General features: G+C 38.0%; 16 protein-coding genes. 3 read left to right on the top strand and 13 right to left on the bottom strand.

The window, feature by feature from the left end; genetic code table 11:
- Positions 1-13: 13 nt before the first annotated feature.
- From JEM65_RS17140 to bshC, 7 genes are all read right to left on the bottom strand, one after another.
- Positions 14-955, bottom strand: coding sequence for a YihY/virulence factor BrkB family protein (locus tag JEM65_RS17140; RefSeq protein ID WP_199602292.1), 942 nt, complete (start codon positions 953-955; stop codon positions 14-16).
- A 32-nt stretch (positions 956-987) separates the two neighbouring features.
- Complete coding sequence (locus JEM65_RS17135; RefSeq protein WP_439953514.1) at positions 988-1218, bottom strand: DUF3820 family protein; 231 nt, start codon at positions 1216-1218, stop codon at positions 988-990.
- A 146-nt stretch (positions 1219-1364) separates the two neighbouring features.
- The gene (locus tag JEM65_RS17130; RefSeq protein ID WP_199602290.1) at positions 1365-1766 is read right to left on the bottom strand and encodes an OsmC family protein; all 402 of its coding nucleotides are present in this window, start codon (positions 1764-1766) and stop codon (positions 1365-1367) included.
- Positions 1763-3667 (bottom strand): PBP1 and LysM peptidoglycan-binding domain-containing protein, encoded by a 1905-nt coding sequence (locus tag JEM65_RS17125; RefSeq protein ID WP_199602288.1) that lies wholly within the window; start codon positions 3665-3667, stop codon positions 1763-1765. Before JEM65_RS17125 ends, JEM65_RS17130 begins: the two co-directional genes overlap by 4 nt.
- 60 nt (positions 3668-3727) lie before the next feature.
- A complete protein-coding gene (guaA, locus tag JEM65_RS17120) occupies positions 3728-5263 on the bottom strand; it encodes a glutamine-hydrolyzing GMP synthase (protein ID WP_199602277.1) in 1536 nt (511 codons plus the stop codon).
- Between the two features lie 159 nt (positions 5264-5422).
- Entirely contained in the window at positions 5423-6793 is a 1371-nt protein-coding gene (locus JEM65_RS17115) for a pyridoxal phosphate-dependent decarboxylase family protein (protein ID WP_199602270.1), read from the bottom strand.
- 34 nt (positions 6794-6827) lie between these two features.
- Positions 6828-8429, bottom strand: coding sequence for a bacillithiol biosynthesis cysteine-adding enzyme BshC (bshC, locus tag JEM65_RS17110; RefSeq protein ID WP_199602268.1), 1602 nt, complete (start codon positions 8427-8429; stop codon positions 6828-6830).
- Between the two features lie 153 nt (positions 8430-8582).
- Between bshC and JEM65_RS17105 the strand changes: the two genes are divergently transcribed.
- The 3 genes from JEM65_RS17105 to mgtE all read left to right on the top strand — a co-directional run bounded on the left by JEM65_RS17105 (position 8583) and on the right by mgtE (position 13963).
- Entirely contained in the window at positions 8583-11039 is a 2457-nt protein-coding gene (locus JEM65_RS17105) for a M14 metallopeptidase family protein (RefSeq protein WP_233530711.1), read from the top strand.
- A gap of 77 nt (positions 11040-11116) precedes the next feature.
- Positions 11117-12427 (top strand): carboxypeptidase-like regulatory domain-containing protein, encoded by a 1311-nt coding sequence (locus JEM65_RS17100; protein WP_199602264.1) that lies wholly within the window; start codon positions 11117-11119, stop codon positions 12425-12427.
- A gap of 195 nt (positions 12428-12622) precedes the next feature.
- A complete protein-coding gene (mgtE, locus tag JEM65_RS17095) occupies positions 12623-13963 on the top strand; it encodes a magnesium transporter (protein ID WP_199602261.1) in 1341 nt (446 codons plus the stop codon).
- A 295-nt stretch (positions 13964-14258) separates the two neighbouring features.
- Here the strand turns inward: mgtE and rimO are convergent, their stop codons facing one another.
- The 6 genes from rimO to rpmB form a co-directional block, all read right to left on the bottom strand.
- Positions 14259-15566: a 30S ribosomal protein S12 methylthiotransferase RimO gene (gene rimO, locus JEM65_RS17090; protein WP_199602253.1), complete on the bottom strand. Its 1308-nt coding sequence runs from the start codon at positions 15564-15566 to the stop codon at positions 14259-14261.
- 117 nt (positions 15567-15683) lie between these two features.
- Positions 15684-17318 carry an amidase family protein gene (locus tag JEM65_RS17085; RefSeq protein ID WP_199602238.1) on the bottom strand — a complete coding sequence of 545 codons (1635 nt, stop codon included), beginning with the start codon at positions 17316-17318 and terminating at the stop codon, positions 15684-15686.
- A gap of 443 nt (positions 17319-17761) precedes the next feature.
- Positions 17762-18715, bottom strand: coding sequence for a signal recognition particle-docking protein FtsY (gene ftsY, locus JEM65_RS17080; protein WP_199602236.1), 954 nt, complete (start codon positions 18713-18715; stop codon positions 17762-17764).
- A 209-nt stretch (positions 18716-18924) separates the two neighbouring features.
- On the bottom strand, positions 18925-19077 hold the full coding sequence (locus JEM65_RS17075) for a DUF4295 domain-containing protein (protein WP_146888314.1): 153 nt from the start codon (positions 19075-19077) through the stop codon (positions 18925-18927).
- 45 nt (positions 19078-19122) lie between these two features.
- A complete protein-coding gene (gene rpmG / locus JEM65_RS17070; RefSeq protein WP_033959164.1) occupies positions 19123-19305 on the bottom strand; it encodes a 50S ribosomal protein L33 in 183 nt (60 codons plus the stop codon).
- A 57-nt stretch (positions 19306-19362) separates the two neighbouring features.
- Positions 19363-19599, bottom strand: coding sequence for a 50S ribosomal protein L28 (gene rpmB / locus JEM65_RS17065; protein ID WP_146888311.1), 237 nt, complete (start codon positions 19597-19599; stop codon positions 19363-19365).
- Positions 19600-19618 lie beyond the last annotated feature (19 nt).

Genomic DNA, 19618 nt, shown 5'->3' with positions numbered 1-19618 from the left:
AAGTTTTAAAATTTTAAACCGATTGATTATTCGGAAGCCCATCTTCATTGCGAATATCCGTCAGTATTTCAGATAACGTATGGGAATCATGCCCATACCGTAGAGAGAACACGCGCGTAAAAGCGGCGCCATAAAAGAAAATGAGACACGAATACGACACCCATAATAGGATTAAAACTATGGTTCCCGCTGCGCCGTAGGTCGATCCGGGGTTGGCAGTTCCAAAATAAAGTCCCAATAAATATTTGCCGAGCGTAAAAAGAATGGCTGTTATAAACGCGCCTATCCAAACAGTTTTCCATCTAATCTGGGTATCAGGCATATACTTAAACATTAGTGCGAACAGTGTGGTGACCACACTAACAGATAGGATAAGATCCAATAGGTATGCCACATATAATACGATATTAGGAAACATCTCCTTTATGTAGGTGTTCAAAGCCCCCAAAATTGCAGTAACCATAAAACTGATCAGCAGCAAAAACCCAATAACCAATATGAACGCAAAGCTTCTGGCGCGATCAGTCAGTAATCTTTTAAAACTGAATTTACCTGAGTCTTCTATCTTCCAAATTTTGTTAAGGGATATCTGAAGTTGGTAAAACACACCTGTTGCACCAAAAATAATACTGGCAATACCAATCAGTGTTGAGATAATGTTCTTTTCAGTATTGAGGGTCTCCGTGATCATCACCTTTATGGTATCCGCCGCATCTTGTCCCAAAACTGTAGATATCTCATCGGTCAAGTGGCCTTGCACAATTTCTGGCCCCCAAATACTGCCCACCACATTGATTAAAATAACGATAAGCCCAGGCAAGGATAAAACTGCATAATAGGCAACTACCGCACTTAACCGCCACGGATCATCATCATTCCATGCCTTAAAAGCATTTGCAAATAAAGACGGCAAGTGCTTTAGTTTGAATTTTTTTTCGATATGTGCTTCAGCCATGAGGTAAATAATTTAAGCTCAAAATTAAAAAATTACTTTGGATACCTCAATTTTATATTCCTAATTAGTTCCTCTAAACCATTTAGTTTTAGCTCATACACAGTTTCAAGCATTAGTCCCAATTGTCCTTTTGGAAACCCTTTGTTATGATACCAAACCACATAATATTCTGGCAGATCAATCAGGAACTTTCCTTCATATTTGCCAAACGGCATTTTTGTATGGGCTAATTTGATGAGAAAATTTTTATCTGGTTGCAGCACAGGTTACAATGTTGTTTTGTAGTTGTTATAAAGATTTATTGCATTGTCTATTTAGACAGACATAGCTATTAAGCGATTCTCTTAAAACACTAACATAATTATGATCTTGGAATAAGCTTCAAAATCTTAAAAAAGAGTGAGACTAGTTAAGCCCAGTTAAAGGTAATGGCTTTTTCAATATCAGGGTGAAGACTGTTCAGTACAGGACAGGTATTACCAATATTCTCAAGAATTGTTTTCGTTTTTTGATCAGCCTCAAAAGGCAAGGTCATCACAACTTCAATTTTTGAAATCCTACGCGGATTACTAGCCATTGTTTTTGTAACCTCAGCAGTCGTACCAGTCATGTCTACGTGCATATCACGTGCCTTTATGCCCATTACGGTCATCATGCAGCTTGCCACTCCTGTAGCAACAGTGTCTGTTGGTGAGAATGCCAAGCCTTTACCATTATTGTCTGTTGGTGCATCTGTAATAAAAGCATTTCCAGATTGCTCGTGTGTGCATTCCGTTCTTAAATCGCCAAGGTAAACTACTTTTGAGGTCATAATTTTGCTTCTTCTATAGTGAGATCACTTGTATATTTTACAATATAAACCGCTTCGTTAAAGTACCCACCGGATAGTTTTTTAGAATATCTAAACTTATTTTCAGTATACTGTGTTTCAATACCATTGGTGGAGGCTTTGTATAAGTTTTCATCAGAGGCCAATCGTAAAAGAACATCTAAAGTTAGGTCAAACCCTCTTACCGCAAACTTATTAGGTTCAATGCCATACTTTTTTTTGTAAGCTTTTACAAAAGTATCCGGCTGGTCAATATTGAAGCTTTTATTAATGGATGGGTAATGGAATTTTAAATTCGCCAAATGAAAATTAGACACATTTGGACCTTCAAAAGCATCGGTTTTATTGGTACTTACTATAATGATTTCTTGATTTTTATTGGTCAATCCATTCAACATACTAGTTACGGTAGAAACTAAAGCTTCATTGGCAGTTTCCAAAAACACGTAATTTTTACCGTTTACAAAAACGCCACTCAAATCGGCAGCCATAATGTAATACCCATCATTTCCACTCTTGTTTTTTCTAGAAAACACTTGTCTCGCACTTCCAAACTCGGATTTTAAACGGTTACTAATGGCCCTATGCGATTGGTCAGCAATAATCACCACATTTCGTTTTAACACATCTGATCCCACAAATTTGATGATGGCATTTTCAAGCATTTCAGCGTCAGCAACGGTTTGAAATACATTCTCAAGCAACTGATCTGGTTTGGTAATGGGAGAAATTACAGGCACTCCATCTTTTTGTACTGCCCTTGCCACACGGTCTAAATTAGTAGGCATTAGGGGCCCAATAATGGCATCATAGTTAGAAAAATCAGTACTGTTTAAAATTTTTGAAATTTCAGCAAGCTGATCTTGGGTGTCAAATACTTTCAATTTTGTAGAAATACCTAACTGCTTTGCCGAATCGATTGCCATTAAAACTCCAGAATGGAAATCTAAGGAAACAGATAAACGTCGGTCTGTTTTGATCAGATCTTTCGCTTCTTGTATAGAATCAGTATCCACCCTATTTAAACGGAATGGTAACATGACAGCAATTTGTTTCGTTTTTAAATTTCTTAATTTATTGGTCAAATTGGTTTCCTCAATAGGACCTGTTACTTCACCAACATTCGTTTTCTGTGGCACTTTTAAGACCATACCATCCTTTAAACCATCAGTCTTCAATTCAGGATTTAGCTTTTCCAATTGTTCTTGCGTCAAACCTAACTTCACCTTTAAACGATAGTAGCCTTCGCTCTTTTGAACGGTATAATAATCAAAATTCTCATCGATACTCTTTTCATCAGAAGCACTAGGAATGTTGACTATATCTCCTGGCTGTAATACCTCATTCATTTCTGGATTTAAGACCTCTAGTTCTGCTACAGAAATACCAAATTTATAGGCCACACGCCATTTGCCTTCTTTCGGCTGAACTGTATAGGTTTTAATGGCATTTCCAGGGGTTACTTGAGAAGAAATAGTTTTATAACGCGGAATCCGAATTTGATCACCTTTTCTTAAATTTTCAGCATAAAGGCTTTTGTTGTGCTTTTTAATATCTTCAATATCAACATTATATTCCTTAGAGATACTATATAAGGTCTCTTTGCGTTTCACTTTATGATCTTCATAGCCAATGAGCTCTTTAGTTACTTCTTGCGATGCCAATGGAATTGTAGCATTGGGAATAATCAATACCGCATTAGGATTCAATTTGCGTTTGGCATCCGGATTTAACGCATAAATATCCGACACAGAAACTTGATATTTCTTTGCGATGGACTCTACAGTTTCACCTGCCTGAACGGTATGTGCCTTGAACTTTTGTGCATGTGCAAATAAATTGCAAGACAAAGTAATGATACAAATTAATATAAGTTTTTTCATGTTCCTTTTAGATGTAATTGCTCGTTGCGAGATGACCGATAATTGAAAATTGCTTACTGTCTATTCCCATTCAATAGTTGCTGGCGGTTTAGAACTAATGTCATACACTACTCTATTAACGCCTTTTACTTTATTTATTATTTCATTTGAGGTCTTTTGCAAAAATTCATACGGCAAATTCACCCAATCTGCGGTCATTCCGTCAGTACTTTCAACAGCTCTTAAGGCCACGCATTTTTCGTAAGTACGTTCATCACCCATCACTCCTACGCTATTAACTGGCAAAAGGATTGCTCCCGCTTGCCAAACTTTATCGTAGAGATTCCATGACTTCAGGTTGTCAATAAATACGGCATCAACTTCTTGTAAGATGCGTACTTTCTCCGCGGTGATATCCCCCAAAATACGAATAGCCAATCCAGGACCAGGAAAAGGATGACGTCCTAAAATTGCTGCGTCCATCTCCATTGATGCCCCAACACGTCTCACTTCGTCCTTAAATAATGCTTTTAAAGGTTCTACCACTTGTAATTTCATAAAATCTGGTAACCCACCAACATTATGATGACTTTTTATGGTCGCACTTGGCCCTCCGGTTGCAGAAACACTCTCTATCACATCTGGATAAATAGTACCCTGCGCCAACCATTTTACATCTTTAATTTGATGCGCCTCATCGTCAAAAACCTCAATAAACACACGACCTATAGCCTTTCGTTTCATTTCCGGATCACTCAATCCTGCAAGGGCATCCAAAAAACGTGCCGAAGCATCAACGCCTTTTACATTGAGTCCCATACCTTCATATTGGGCAAGGACACTTTCATATTCATTTTTACGAAGCAAACCATTATTCACAAAAATGCAGTATAAATTTGTGCCGATGGATTTATGTAATAAAATAGCCGCTACCGATGAATCTACACCTCCTGAAAGACCTAATACAACTTTATCATTACCTATTTTTTCTTGAAGCGCTTCTACCGTTTCTTCCACAAATGACTGTGGCGTCCAATCTTGCTCCACGCGGGCAATATGCACTAAAAAGTTTTCCAGCAATTGTTTCCCATCTGTAGTATGATACACTTCAGGATGGAATTGAATGCCATAGGTTTGCTCGCCTTCAATTGTAAAAGCGGCATTTTCCACATCAGTCGTACTGGCAATCAGCGTTCCGTTGGTTGGTAAATTTTTAATGGTATCACTATGGCTCATCCATACTTGACTTCTGACCTCAATTTGATTGAATAAAGGTTCATTCTCTTTTATAAAAGTCAAATTGGCTCTACCATATTCACGTGTATTGGACGGCTCCACCAATCCTCCAGAAAAATGCGATAAGTATTGTGCGCCATAACATACAGCGAGCAATGGAACCTGTCCCCTTATTTTTGACAAATCCGGATGAGGCGCATTTTCTGCTCTCACAGAAGATGGGCTACCAGATAAAATGACGGCTTTAAAACTGTCAATGTCAGTTGGGATTTTGTTGAATGGATGGATCTCACAGTAAATGTTGAGTTCTCTAACGCGTCTCGCAATAAGCTGTGTGTATTGCGAACCGAAATCTAAAATAAGGACTTTGTTGTGTTGCATGCGCAAAAATAAGGATTGATTTTTAGATTTACCATTTAGCGCCAATGAAAATTAATAAAAAACACTAGGTTTTAGTGAGCGCTTGATTCTGAAATTTTAAAGGCATTTAGCTCTGAAACTCTTATAAAATAGCAACTCTTAAGTATTATATCACTAGAATTAGACCATGGTCTCCAAAATCATTTCAATATCTTTCTCTGTTGTATCAGGATTAATGAAGCAGAAGCGGGAAACGGTTTCAAAAGTGTCGCCATTTTTCCATTTGGTTGGTGTTACCAAAGCAAACCCTTTACGATGGTTTTCATAGGTCCAGTGTGTATAGTCCTCAGGATCCCAGCCTTTTCTTCTGTACAACACACAAGATAAACTTGGTTCTCGCACCAGTTCGAGATCTGGATGCGCCTCAATCATTTTACCTGCAATTTGAGCCAGTTCTATACCGCGTTCTACAGCTTCTTTATAACGATCAGTACCGTGTGTGGCCAAAGAAAACCACAATGGTAAACCACGCACACGTCGGGTTAATTGAATTTGGTAATCTGTAGGATTAAAACCATGTGCGCCTTCATCTTTAAAAATATCTAAATACGATCCTTGTTGGGAATGGGCATTTTTTGCCAATTCAGGTTCTTTATAAATTACCGCCCCACAATCATAAGGTGAAAACATCCATTTGTGTGGATCTATAGTAATGCTATCTGCTTTTTCAATACCATTAAATAAATGACGCACAGAGTCTGCCACCAATGCACCGCCACCGTAAGCGGCATCCACATGGAACCATAGATTTTCTTGTTCGCAAACCTGAGCGACACTTTCTAAATCATCAATAATTCCTGCGTTAGTAGTACCTCCAGTGGCTACTACAGCAAAAAGACGTTTACGCTGATGGTCGTCCAAGCTTTTAATAGTAGTCATTAAATCGTCCCCTGTAAGACGCTCTTCTGAATCGACCAAAAGGATATCGACATCAGCCACTTTTGCCATGGCTTTGATGGACGAATGCGCACCAATTGACGTAATGATCAAGCCTTTTTCGCGCTGAAATTCTGGGTTTTCGCGCCAATGTTCCCTTGCTGTTACAATGGCAGATAAATTTGCCGCCGTTCCGCCACTGGTGAACACCCCAAAAGCACCTTCTGGCAGTCCGGTGAGGGACACCATCCACTTCATAGCTTCATTTTCGCAAAAAATACCGCCTGCACCTTCCATCCAATACGCGCCGTGAATGCTGGACGCCGAAGTGACCAAATCAAACATAATAGCGGCCTTAGTTGGCGAAGCTGGTACAAATGCCAAATTCCGCGGATGATCTACCGGTACATTAGCCTTTGCTAAATGTTCCTTCCACAAATTAAACGCATATTCGCCACCCACGCCTTTCGCCGTAATGGTTTCTCCTACCAATGCTTTGAGTTCTTCTTCTTTTTTAGGTTTCCCAATAGGATGCTCAGTTGCTGAAATACGCCCAATAGCATATTTCATAACATCTAAAGTCATCTCAATGAGGTCCATGTCAATTTTATGCATACTCGTCATAAGTTCACTATATATTATGTGGAATTTATACTTCTAATATTAGAAATTCAGAATGTAGAGGATCTAAGTTTTGAACCAATGTTAGAATGATCTCTTCGCCATATTCTAAGTAAAATTCTGAAATGTTCATCTGGCGTTCTTGTAGACTTTGGCCCGGAAATAATTCATCTTGCAACAGTCTAACCCGCTCCAACACATCTTCCAATTTTCTTTTTTGGGCTTTTAACAAGCGTTTTTCAAGATGTTCAAGGCCTTTAATTTGTTTGACTTCCTGAGCAGCAACAGCACCTTTAAAAGATTTATCCGTCTGCTCTGCCAAATCATAGAGGTCTTCAAATTGTTTTTGAAGTTGTTCCTTTTGTGGACTAAAATCAATGTTGATCTCTGAGATAGCTTTTGTAACCTTAGTCATTAAATCATCCTGTTTCAAAAACAAATCAGTTACAGAAATATTCATCTTTTCAAGTTTCTCTTTCTGTTTTTCAGTAATGAGCAATACGGAATTACGCAACAGCAGCATTGGAAACGCAACATTTTGAGCTTCAAAATTGGACTTTAACTGTAACCAATACGCCAATTCACCACCACCTCCAATATAACAGAGGTTAGGCAAAATAATTTCTTGATAGAGCGGACGTAAAATGACATTCGGACTGAAACGCTCTGGATGTTCATTCACCTCAGCTAATAATTCATCTTTCGTCCAACGTATATCTGTATCCAACACGCCAAAAACACCATCTGTTTCGAGAATGCGCTCCCTTATAGCGTTATGGATATAGAACAAATTAATCTCTCTCGGATTAACCTGTATTTTGTAATTAGAAGGCAATGCATTGATGTCTTCATTGGTTTTTGATACCTTTTTAAATGAAGACTGATGTATTAATTCGTCTTCGATATAAGGTTTGTAAAGTTTTTTTAAGATGGGATCATTACCATCCAAAATGACCAAACCACTAATTGAAAATAATTTATTGACCAAAAATCGTGTGGCTGTAGTTAGATTATCATGTTCTAAATACGTTTGGTGAAATAGCTTTTTTAAAGACTTTGCATTGAGGCTAGTATCCAATTGTGCCGCAAATACCTCATACACCTGATCTAAACCTTGCAGATCAAATTCGCCCACTGCACCAGAAGCATCTCTATTCCACTGAACTTTTTTGCCTTTAAAATTAAAAAAATTGATTTCCTCAAAATCATGATCCTCCGTTGCCATCCAATAAATAGGTACAAAATTGTAATGCGGATATTTCTCTTTAAGGGTTTTACATAAATTTATTGTGGAGATAATTTTATAGAAAAAATACAACGGACCTGTAAATAAATTCAGCTGGTGTCCTGTGGTCACCGTAAAGGTTGTACCGTGTTTTAGGAGATCAATATTGGTTAGCGTCATAGAAGAAATACTCAAGCCTTCATATTGCATCATCAATGCCTTTACCACATCTGATCGATTGCTTTTATTGTATGATTGTTGCTTTTCTTCAATTTGCGCTTCAAAATTCTCAAGCGATGGAAACCGATTATAAAATGGCTTTAAGTCCTCTTTTTCATCCAGATAATCGGTGATCAATGACGAAAAATAATTGGTGTCTCTAAATGGGATACAATCGGTTGGCATATTAGAATTTAAAATTGAGATGTAAAGATAGCGCTCTTAACTTTTTTTGAGTACTAAATTTTAGTTAATTCACTTTGACTAGCTATCTTTACTCTACTAATTACACCACACCACTTTATCATGCAAAAAATATCCGTTGTTATTTTTGTTCTTATGAGCAGTATCTTTGTCTCAAAAGCACAAAACCTCCAATCGCCGTCAGATTTTCTAGGCTATACTTTAGGTACAGAATTTACCAGACACCATCAAGTTGTTGATTACTTTAAAATGGTAGCTTCACAACTGCCCAATCAAGTAAAACTTGAAAACTATGGCGAAACTTATGAAAGACGGCCCTTGTACACGGCTATTATTTCTTCTGAAGACAACATAAAAAACCTCGAAAACATCCGACTAGACCATCTGAAAAATGCAGGAATTGGCGACGGAAATCTAGGCTCAAATGGTATTGCCATTGTCTGGTTAAGTTACAATGTACACGGCAACGAAGCATCTAGCACGGAAGCTTCCATGAAAACCATTCACAGCTTGTTGACGGAAAAACAAGAATGGTTAAGAAATACGGTGGTTATTATTGATCCTTGTCTCAATCCTGATGGGCGTGACCGGTATGTGAATTGGTATAACCAAACCAAAAGCACGCCGTATGATACCGACCAACAAGCTAATGAACAAAATGAGCCTTGGCCAAGAGGAAGAGCCAACCATTATTTATTTGACTTAAATAGAGATTGGGTTTGGGCGAGCCAAAAGGAAACCCAAGCGCGTTTAAAAGTGTACAACAAATGGTTACCACAAATTCATGTGGATTTTCATGAACAAGGCATCAATGAGCCCTATTATTTTGCACCGGCAGCGGAACCTTTTCATGAGATCATTACGGATTGGCAACGCGATTTCCAAACGCAAATTGGGGAAAATCACGCGAAATATTTTGACGCCAATGGCTGGTTATATTTTACACGCGAACGCTTTGATCTGCTATACCCAAGCTACGGCGATACCTACCCTACCTATCTTGGCGCCATCGGGATGACTTATGAGCAAGGCGGACAATCAGGATTAGGCATTCTAAATGATGAAGGCAATGTATTAACCCTTGTAGATCGGGTGGAACACCACCACACCACAGGTTTGTCTACAGTAGAAATTGCCTCAAAAAATGCTGAAAAATTAAACACGGAATTTAAAAAGTATTTTGCCAATACAAATTTTAAATACAAGAGTTATGTGTTGCGTGGCAGTTCTGATAAAATTGAAGGTTTAAAAACCTTATTAGACAAGCATGATATTACCTATGGTGCCGCAGCCTCCGGAAAAATTTCTGGGTATAAGTATCAAGACAACAAAAGTGGAAACTTGAGCGGAACTTCTGAAGATTTAGTAGTGAGTACCAATCAGCCAAAAGGCCAAATGGTGCAAGTGTTGTTTGAGCCGAATACGACCTTGGCCGATTCAATTACGTACGATATTACTGCATGGAGTTTACCGCATGCTTACGGCTTGGATGCCATTGCTAGTACCACTTTGGCTGCTACAACCACCACATCAACAACGGTCGAAACAAATCAGAAAAACACAAGTGCTACCGGCTATATGGCCAAATGGGATCATATGAAGGATGCTGCATTTTTGGCTGAATTATTAAAACAGAATATTAAAGTCCGTTTTACAGAAAAAGCACTGACCACTAAAAATCCAGAGCAGTCTTTTGATAGTGGGGCATTGATTATTGTTAGAGGTGACAATAAAAAAATAGACAACTTTGATGCTCTTGTAATTGCGGCTGCCAATAAATTCAAGAGAAAAATCGTGGCTATTGCTAGCGGATTTTCTCAAACGGGTCCAGATTTCGGATCACCAGATGTCAAATTGGTCCATAAGCAGAAGGTAGCCTTACTTTCCGGAAATTACACCTCGTCATTGGCTTATGGCGAAGTGTGGCACTTTTTTGAACAGCAATTGCAGTATCCCGTAACCTCTATAAATACTGACAATTTTGCCCAAACAGACCTTGATGCCTATTCTGTTTTGGTAATTCCTAATGGGTATTACAATCGCTTCTTTAACGAATCGAATTTGGAAAAACTACAGCATTGGATCAAGAAAGGCGGTAAAGTTATTGCCATAGATGGGGCGCTCAATATATTTGCTGATCATAAAGATTTTGGTCTGAAACGCAACACTACCAAAGATTCGACCGCAACCAAAACAAACCTCACGCCCTATGCTGAACGCGAACGTGAAGCCACCAATGGGATGATTACTGGTGCCATTTTTAAATCGAAAGTCGACCCTACGCACCCCTTGGCGTTTGGGTATGATAAAAATTACTTTACTTTAAAATCGGGCTCTAGCGCCTATAGTCTTTTAGAAGACGGTTATAATGTGGCGTATTTAGGCGAGGATCCTAAAAATGTATCTGGTTTTGCTGGAAAACATACTTTAAAAAATCTAGAAAACTCCTTGATTTTTGGTGAAGAACGCTTAGGTAATGGTAGCATCATTTATATGGCTGATAATATACTGTTCCGTAATTTCTGGGAAAATGGTAAGTTATTCTTCGTAAATGCCATTTTCTTTGTGAATAACAATGCTTTCAAATTATAAATCCTTCAATATTAACAGCTAAAACACCTCATAACCTGCATATTTTTAGTAATTTAATCATTACAAAATAGCGTGTTATGAATCGTACAATCAAATTAAGCATTTCTAAATTCCAGAATCTTTGGATATTGGTGATTTTCCTTGTGTTGTCTGGAATTCCACTGACCGCGAAGACGTTACAACAACTCCCTGAAGCCATACAGGATTTTAGCGAGTTTAGAGGCACCATCATTGATAGTCAATCGAAAGAGCCACTCGCTTTTGCGACAATAAACGTTTTAGAAACCAATATCAGTACCATTACCAATTCAGATGGCGAGTTTCTGTTAAAAGTCCCTAGTTCTTATATATCCAATAGCATTCATATTTCATTCTTGGGGTATCAGACTAAAACCATCCCCCTATCGAGTCTGAATGGTGAAGACATCCATATTTTATTGGAAGAAGCCGCCATGCAGCTGTCCGAAATAAAAATTAACGCTCCCAAAGACGCCAAGTCATTAGTAAAGGCAGCCCTAGACAAAAAAGGCGAGTACAACCTGAGTGAAGAAACGGTAATGACGGCGTTTTACCGGGAAACCATCAAAAAGAGACGTCGCGATGCCTCTTTATCTGAAGCTATCGTCGAAATTTATCGACAACCTTCTAGTTCGTCTAAAGCAGATAAAATTAAGCTTATCAAAGCTCGTAAAAGCACAGACTATAGCCGATTGGATACGCTCGCAGTAAAGTTGCAAGGCGGTCCATTCAGCGCTATTTATGCTGATGTCATCAAATATCCGCAGTTTATTTTTAACGATATTACCTTTGCCGAATATGAGTTTTCATTCGATAAACCGACTGAAATTAATAACCGATCAGTCTATGTGGTTAAATTTAAACAACGCCCCAACATCACTGAACCGATGCATTATGGAAAACTTTATATTGATGCCGAAACCTTCTCGCTCATTAGCGCCATCTACAATTTAAATGTTGAAAACAGAGAAAGGGCTGCCGAACTTTTTGTGAAAAAGAAACCTAACAGAGTTACGGTTTACCCTACTGAGGCCGCTTATCGGGTAGATTACAGACTCAAGGATAACAAATGGCATTATGGCTATAGTAACATCCTCTTGACTTTTAAAGTAAATTGGAAGGGCCGCTTGTTTAATAGCGTATATACTTTAAGTAGTGAAATGGCGGTAACGGACTGGGCAAAGACATTGAACGACGACCCAACCCGAAGAGAGACCTTACGCCCGACAGTCATATTAAGCGAAGAAGCTTCTGGATTTTCTGATCCGGCATTTTGGGGTGAATACAATATAATAGAACCCGAAAAATCCATAGAATCGGCTATTGATAAAATCAACAGGCATTTGGAAAAACAAAAGGAAACAAACTAATGACTCACATCAAAAATCGCTGAATGAGACTCAAAAAACCTTCTATAAAATATCAAAAATAGGCTTCCTTTCATGAATAATCCCAACGGTTAAATTATACAAGATATAAGGTTTATATTTATACACATTAATCCATAGAAGCCCCTAAAACGAGCTTTTGTTTAGATGGATTTCATGGTATAAGACTCTATTTTTATGCGCACCACAAAACCTAATGTCCAAAATCTAATTTCCAATAGTAACTGGCGAGAGCTCAAATTATTATTGGAAAATAGAGACACTCTAGATGTTGCTCTTCTGATAAAAGAGGCTTCAAAAACTGATAAAATTATTTTGATCCGGTTATTATCGAGAAGGCGGGCGAAAAAGGTTTTTAAAATGCTGTCGCGAGCTGATCAGCAAGACGTCATTGAAGGCTTATCTCAAAATTCCCAAAAGCTATCGCGATTGCTCAATGACATTGAACCTGATGATAGAACGGCTTTTTTTGAAGATTTAGCCCCAGACATTGTAAGTCAACTGTTACAAAAATTATCTCCCGAAGAGCGCAAAATAACAGTGCAGTTATTGGGCTATCCAAAGGACAGTATTGGGCGACTAATGACTCCTGAGTTTGTAGCCATTAAGGAAGACTTTACCGTTGCGAAGGCGTTTGAACATATTAGAAAATTTGGACAGGATTCTGAAACATTAAACATTATATATGTCATTGACCAACATTGGAAATTAATTGACGATCTCTCCATTAAAGATTTAATTTTGGCCGGTCCTGAAGAACGTGTAGCCGACCTTATAGACCATCGGTTTGTGTTTTTAAATGCTTTGGACGATCAGGAAAAAGCCATTCAGGTGTTTAAAGATTATGATCGGGAAGCCTTACCGGTGCTGAATGAAGAAGGTGTGCTTTTAGGAATTGTCACCTTTGATGATATCCTGGATGTTATAGAAGAAGAGTCTACAGAAGATTTTCATAAATTCGGTTCCATTCAAAATGCGAGCAAGAACCCACTAAAGGAACGCATTCTTATTTTGTATAAAAATCGAATTGTCTGGTTGGTGCTTCTCGTTTTTATGAATGTCTTTTCTGGCGCTGCTTTAGCGAACTTTGAAGATGTGATTCAGCAAGTGGTGGCCCTGGTGTTCTTTTTACCGTTACTGATAGACAGTGGCGGAAATGCCGGATCACAATCTGCTACCTTAATGATTCGCTATTTAGCTTTGGGAGAAATTCAAATATCAGACTGGTATAAACTGATTGGCAGGGAGCTGATCATCTCATTTTTGCTGGGTCTTACCATGGCAGCAAGTGTTGCCGCGGTAGCGAGTTTTAGAGCGCCGGAAGTCATCGTGGTAGTCTGTATTGCCATGGTGCTCAATGTTATGCTGGGGAGTTTAATAGGCATGTTATTGCCGTTCATATTTACCAAATTAAAAATTGATCCTGCTACCGCTAGTGCGCCCTTGGTCACATCACTTTCTGATATTTGTGGGGTGCTTATTTATTTTTCTATTGCATCAAAATATTTCGGATTCTGATAATTACATAAAAAAACCAGATGAAAGTCTTTATTAAGATCCAGATTTGGTTTTATTGATATCATAAGACTATTTTCTATGGTAAACCAGATTAAAGTCTACAAACCCAGCTAGAGCAAAACCTGATATGTAATCTTAAAATGATACCTTGCTTTTTGAAGCTAATTTCACTTAGAGTGAGCGGGCAAATCTAATTTAGAATAACGATTGTTTATCAGTCAGTTAATTTTCTCTATGAACTACTCTCTATTCTCTATTCTCTATTCTCTATTCTTTATCTGACAACAATGGTTCTTTACGAAGCCACAACCTCCGCGTACAAATCAAAATCTTCCGCTTCAGTAACTTTTACCGTAGTAAACTCACCTGTTTTTAAATAGCATTTAGAGGCATCAATCAGCACTTCATTATCAACGTCTGGCGAATCAAATTCTGTACGGCCAACAAAATAGTTGCCCTCCTTACGGTCAATGACTACTTTAAATTCATTTCCAATTTTGGCCTGATTCAATTCCCATGAAATTTGCGACTGGATTTCCATAATCTCATTGGCTCGTTGCATTTTAACCTCTTCCGGAACATCATCTTCTAAATTAAAAGCGTGAGTATTTTCCTCGTGAGAATACGTAAAACAACCCAAACGCTCAAAACGCATCTCGGTAACCCATTGTTTCAATTCTTGAAAATTCTCCTCTGTCTCTCCAGGATACCCCACAATTAATGTGGTTCTGATGGTCATTTCCGGAACTGTTTTTCTGAATTCATTTAAAAGCTTAGTGGTTTTTTCTTTAGTCGTCCCTCGTCGCATACTTTTAAGGATCGTATCGGAAATATGTTGTAAAGGAATATCCAGATAATTGCATATTTTCGACTCTCTGTTCATAACATCCAGCACATCCATAGGGAAGCCCGTAGGAAAAGCATAATGCAGTCGGATCCATTCAATACCATCAACTTTTACAAGCGCTTCCAGCAATTCTGCCAGGTTACGCTTTTTGTAAATATCGAGTCCGTAATAAGTTAAATCCTGAGCAATCAAGATCAACTCTTTTACGCCATTAGCGGCTAATTTTTCAGCTTCAATGACAAGATTTTCAATGGGTGTACTTTTATGCTTACCACGCATTAACGGAATGGCACAGAAACTACATGGCCTGTCGCAACCTTCAGCAATTTTTAAATAGGCATAGTTTTTAGGCGTCGTGGTTAAACGTTCTCCAATCAGTTCATGTCTATAATCTGCACCCAAGGCTTTTAATAATCCGGGGAGTTCCGTAGTTCCAAAATATTGGTCCACATTTGGGATTTCCTTTTGCAAATCTGGCTTATAACGTTCACTCAAACATCCGGTAACAAATACTTTGTCTACTTCACCATCTTCCTTTTTCTGCATAAATTCGAGAATGGTATTGATGCTTTCTTCTTTGGCATTATTGATAAAGCCACAGGTATTGATCACTACAATGTTACCTTCTTCTTCATGTACCACATCTTTACCACTCGCTTTAAGTTGCCCCATAAGGACTTCACTGTCGTATACATTCTTGCTACAACCTAGTGTGACCACATTGATGCGATTCTTTTTAAGCGATTTCGTTCTCATATCCACAAAAATTAAGTGTGCAAAGATACGTAATGATTTACGATTTATAGGATAGGATTTATTTTTCTCTGGGATGTGAAAAAATGAATCATTCCAAGTATAATGTGCATGAAAATCTTAGTTATAATTCTTTGGAGCCATGCGTCTGTGGGAGGCCTGTTCATAGGCATACGCCCATGACAAGAGGTCATTTTCTGACAACGGTTTAGCTATAAAGGTCAAGCCTTTTGGCTCGCCATTGTCCTTATACCCCATTGGCACAGTAATAGCTGGATATTCCACCACGGCCGCAGCACCCGCATGATAGTTATTTACAGAGAGAAATCCGTGCAAACTAAGAGTTTCCATTGGGGTGTCAAAAAACAATCGACCGTTGGTTTTGAGTATGGTCTTAATCTCATCAAATTCAGCTTCTGATGCACGATCGGTAACGACACCTTCAAACAGTTTTTGCCCGTATGGCATAGTAGTAATGGAATCTTTTTTATTAAAAGCGATAACATCCTGAATGGACTTTAAATGTAGAGATGGATCTCCGGAAGCTTCAACATAACTAGGGAAATCATTCTGCATGTCTAAATTTAAAAGTCTTATAAACCCTGGGAGCTTAACTTTTTCTTCATCAATCTCAATAATGATGGCTCCTTTCGATTTTAAATCTGTAAGCGCTCTCACATATAAAGAGTCTTCTAATAGTTCTTTGAATGCACCAAAACGTTTTCCTCTTAATGTGTGGTCATCAAAATTTTCATAAAGCGAACCATTGTCCCAATTTGTAGACATGGATTTAGAATCATTACCATCATACCCCAACATGGCATCCAAGACTATCGCACTGTCTGTAACATTTTTTGTTATTGGCCCAGGGGTATCAAGGGTTGAAGAAATTGGGATAATACCACTCCTACTCAACACACCTATGGTCGGTTTTAAACCGACAACCGAATTCTGACTTGATGGCGAAAGAATAGACCCTGAAGTTTCACTGCCGATAGCAGCAACACAGAAGTTAGCGGCTACTGCTACCCCACTCCCAGAACTCGATCCACCGGTATCCATTACTTTACGACCGTAAGGGTTTAAGGTTTGACCGCCAATGGCGCTATACCCGCTAGGACAATCGCCGCAAAAGAAATACGCCCATTCACTTAAGTTGGCTTTTCCTAAAATTAAAGCACCGTTTTCCTTTAAGCGCTCAACAATAAACGCATCAGCAGTGGTATTATTTTGAAAGGCTACAGCACCTGCAGTGGTAGGCATAGTAGCTGTATTGATATTATCTTTTAAAAGAATGGGCATTCCAAAGATTAGGTGTTTGCGCATCCTATTTTTTAATGCCTCGTCTTTTTGTTGAGCTTCAGAAATAACGTTTGGATTTAAAGAAATGACAGAATTTAACGACAAGGCATTCTCCCGATCAAATTTCCGGATGCGATAGAGGTAAAATTTTGTCAGATTTTCATAAGTCAGATTGCCATTTTGAATATGGGCTTGTAAGGTTGGAATATCCTGCTCTAAGATGAGCGGCTTCAAAGCCTGATATTCTTTTTCAGTAAACGCTTCCAGATCTTTATGAAATGGCTGCCATAGCTCATCAGTGTTAATATATTTGGAATCTAAAACTTTAAATTCAGTGTACTCCTTAGTGGAAATAGCACTGATATCCGTATCAGTAGTGGGCTTGGTTGTATTGTGAGAATTCTTACAGGAAAAGACAAATAAAAAGGCAGTACAAACTAAAAGATATTTCATAGTGGGTATTTTTATTAAAAATCATTATTGTCCGATAAAGAATTAAGATCGCTGCGCTTATAGTCCCGATAACTATCGGGAAAAGAACAAAGACTTGATTGTAACTAACTGATAAACAATCGTTATTCTAAATTAAATTTGCCCAATCACTCTCAGTGAAATTGGTTTCAAAAACAAAGTGTCATTTTTAAGTTCTCGAACCAGATTATGCTTTAAGGGGTTTGTAAACTTTTCACCTGTCATAATACCGGACTGATGCTTAAAAATAATAAAAACCCATCAATTATGGTGAGGTCGTTGAATTAAACCTAAGACTTTATGAAGAATGATTCGATGCAGTTAAAACCGCAAATACGTATGACTACTATAATGTTGGTATATAGAAATAGTAAATTATGGCATTCTCAGTATAAATTGAAATTTGACAACAGTTAAAGCACCAATTATTTGAAGAAAGAATCGACAAATTCGAATTTGTTAAAGACTTGTAAATCGTCTATTCCTTCGCCTACCCCAATATACTTTACTGGAATTTTAAACTGATCAGAAATTCCGATCACCACCCCACCTTTGGCGGTTCCGTCGAGTTTTGTCACTGCCAAAGAAGTGACTTCAGTAGCTGCGGTAAACTGTTTGGCTTGTTCAAAAGCATTCTGTCCTGTAGAACCATCCAATACCAACAACACATCGTGAGGCGCATCAACGATAACTTTTTGCATCACACGTTTGATTTTTGTCAACTCGTTCATCAAGTTTACTTTATTATGCAAACGCCCAGCGGTGTCAATAATAATTACATCAGCATTTTGGTTGACCCCACTTTTTAGAGTATCAAAAGCCACAGAAGCTGGATCACTCCCAAAATCTTGGCGTACCATGGGCACATCTACACGGTCTGCCCAAATTTGAAGTTGATCAATAGCTGCAGCCCTAAAGGTGTCAGCAGCACCCAGAACGACGCTTAACCCCTGTTTTTTAAATTGGGATGCCAGTTTACCAATGGTGGTCGTTTTTCCAACACCATTCACCCCAACCACCATGATCACATATGGTTTTTTATCTTTTGGAACTGTAAATTCGGTAGCTTCACCACTATCCACTTCAGATAATAATCCGGCAATTTCCTCTCTCAAAATTTGATTGAGTTCAGAAGTACCAAGATATTTGTCTTGAGCCACCCGCTCCTCAATTCTTGTAATGATCTTTAAGGTTGTATTTACACCGACATCACTTGCTACCAGAATTTCTTCCAGGTTATCTAGAACGTCTTCATCGACTTTGGATTTTCCGGCAACGGCCTTATTGAGCTTGGTGAAAAAAGAAGCTTTGGATTTTTCCAATCCTTTATCTAAGGTTTCCTTTTTTTCAGAAGAGAATATTTTTTTAAAAAAGCTCATTGTCTTTAAGTTAGTTGTAGTTGGTTATAACGTCTTATGTTAGTTGTGACGCCTAAATTGCGGTAACCTGTAAGCTAACGCACAAAAAACTGATAACAAATTTCTTGCCCTAAAGTACAATCTGCTAATTTGTCATATTTAACTCAAATATAGACATAAAAAAACTGCTTTCAAATGAAAGCAGTTTTTAAAAAATATAGTGTATATATTTATTTTTTCTTTAAGAATTCGTCAACAAACTCAGGTGCCATGACTTGTTCAACGAACTGGTAAGCTCCTGTTTTTGGGGATTTAACCATTTTAATAGCTTTGGTTAATCTTTTAGATCCTGTTTGTAACGATGCTACTGATTTTTTTGCCATTGGAAAACTTATTTTTACAATTCCCATGAAAATGGGAATCTACATTTATTTTATCTCTTTATGAACTGTCATACGCTTAAGGATAGGATTAAATTTCTTAATCTCCATTCTATCTGGCGTATTCTTTTTATTTTTTGTAGTGATGTAACGAGAAGTTCCTGGTTGTCCAGACTCTTTATGCTCAGTACACTCTAATATGACTTGTATTCTATTACCTCTTTTTGCCATTGTAAAATATTTTATTTATCATTTCCGCAACTACGGAAACCTCATCCTTGTTGGCTATTATTTTAAAAATCCTTTAGATTTTGCTTCCTTAATCGCAGCAGAAATTCCAATTTTATTGATGGTCTTCAATGCAGATGTAGCAACTTTTAAAGTCACCCATTTATCCTCTTCAGGAATATAGAAACGTTTTTTAATCAGATTTGCATCAAATTTACGTTTCGTTTTATTCATCGCATGAGATACGTTGTTTCCAACCATCGCTTTTTTTCCAGTAAGTTCACAAACTCTTGACATTCTTTCTAACTTTAATGAT

This window comes from Gelidibacter salicanalis, assembly GCF_016469035.1.
Classification (GTDB): domain Bacteria; phylum Bacteroidota; class Bacteroidia; order Flavobacteriales; family Flavobacteriaceae; genus Gelidibacter; species Gelidibacter salicanalis_A.
The sequence above is the reverse complement of the archived record's forward strand: the minus strand, read 5'-3'. Positions and strand labels throughout refer to the sequence as shown.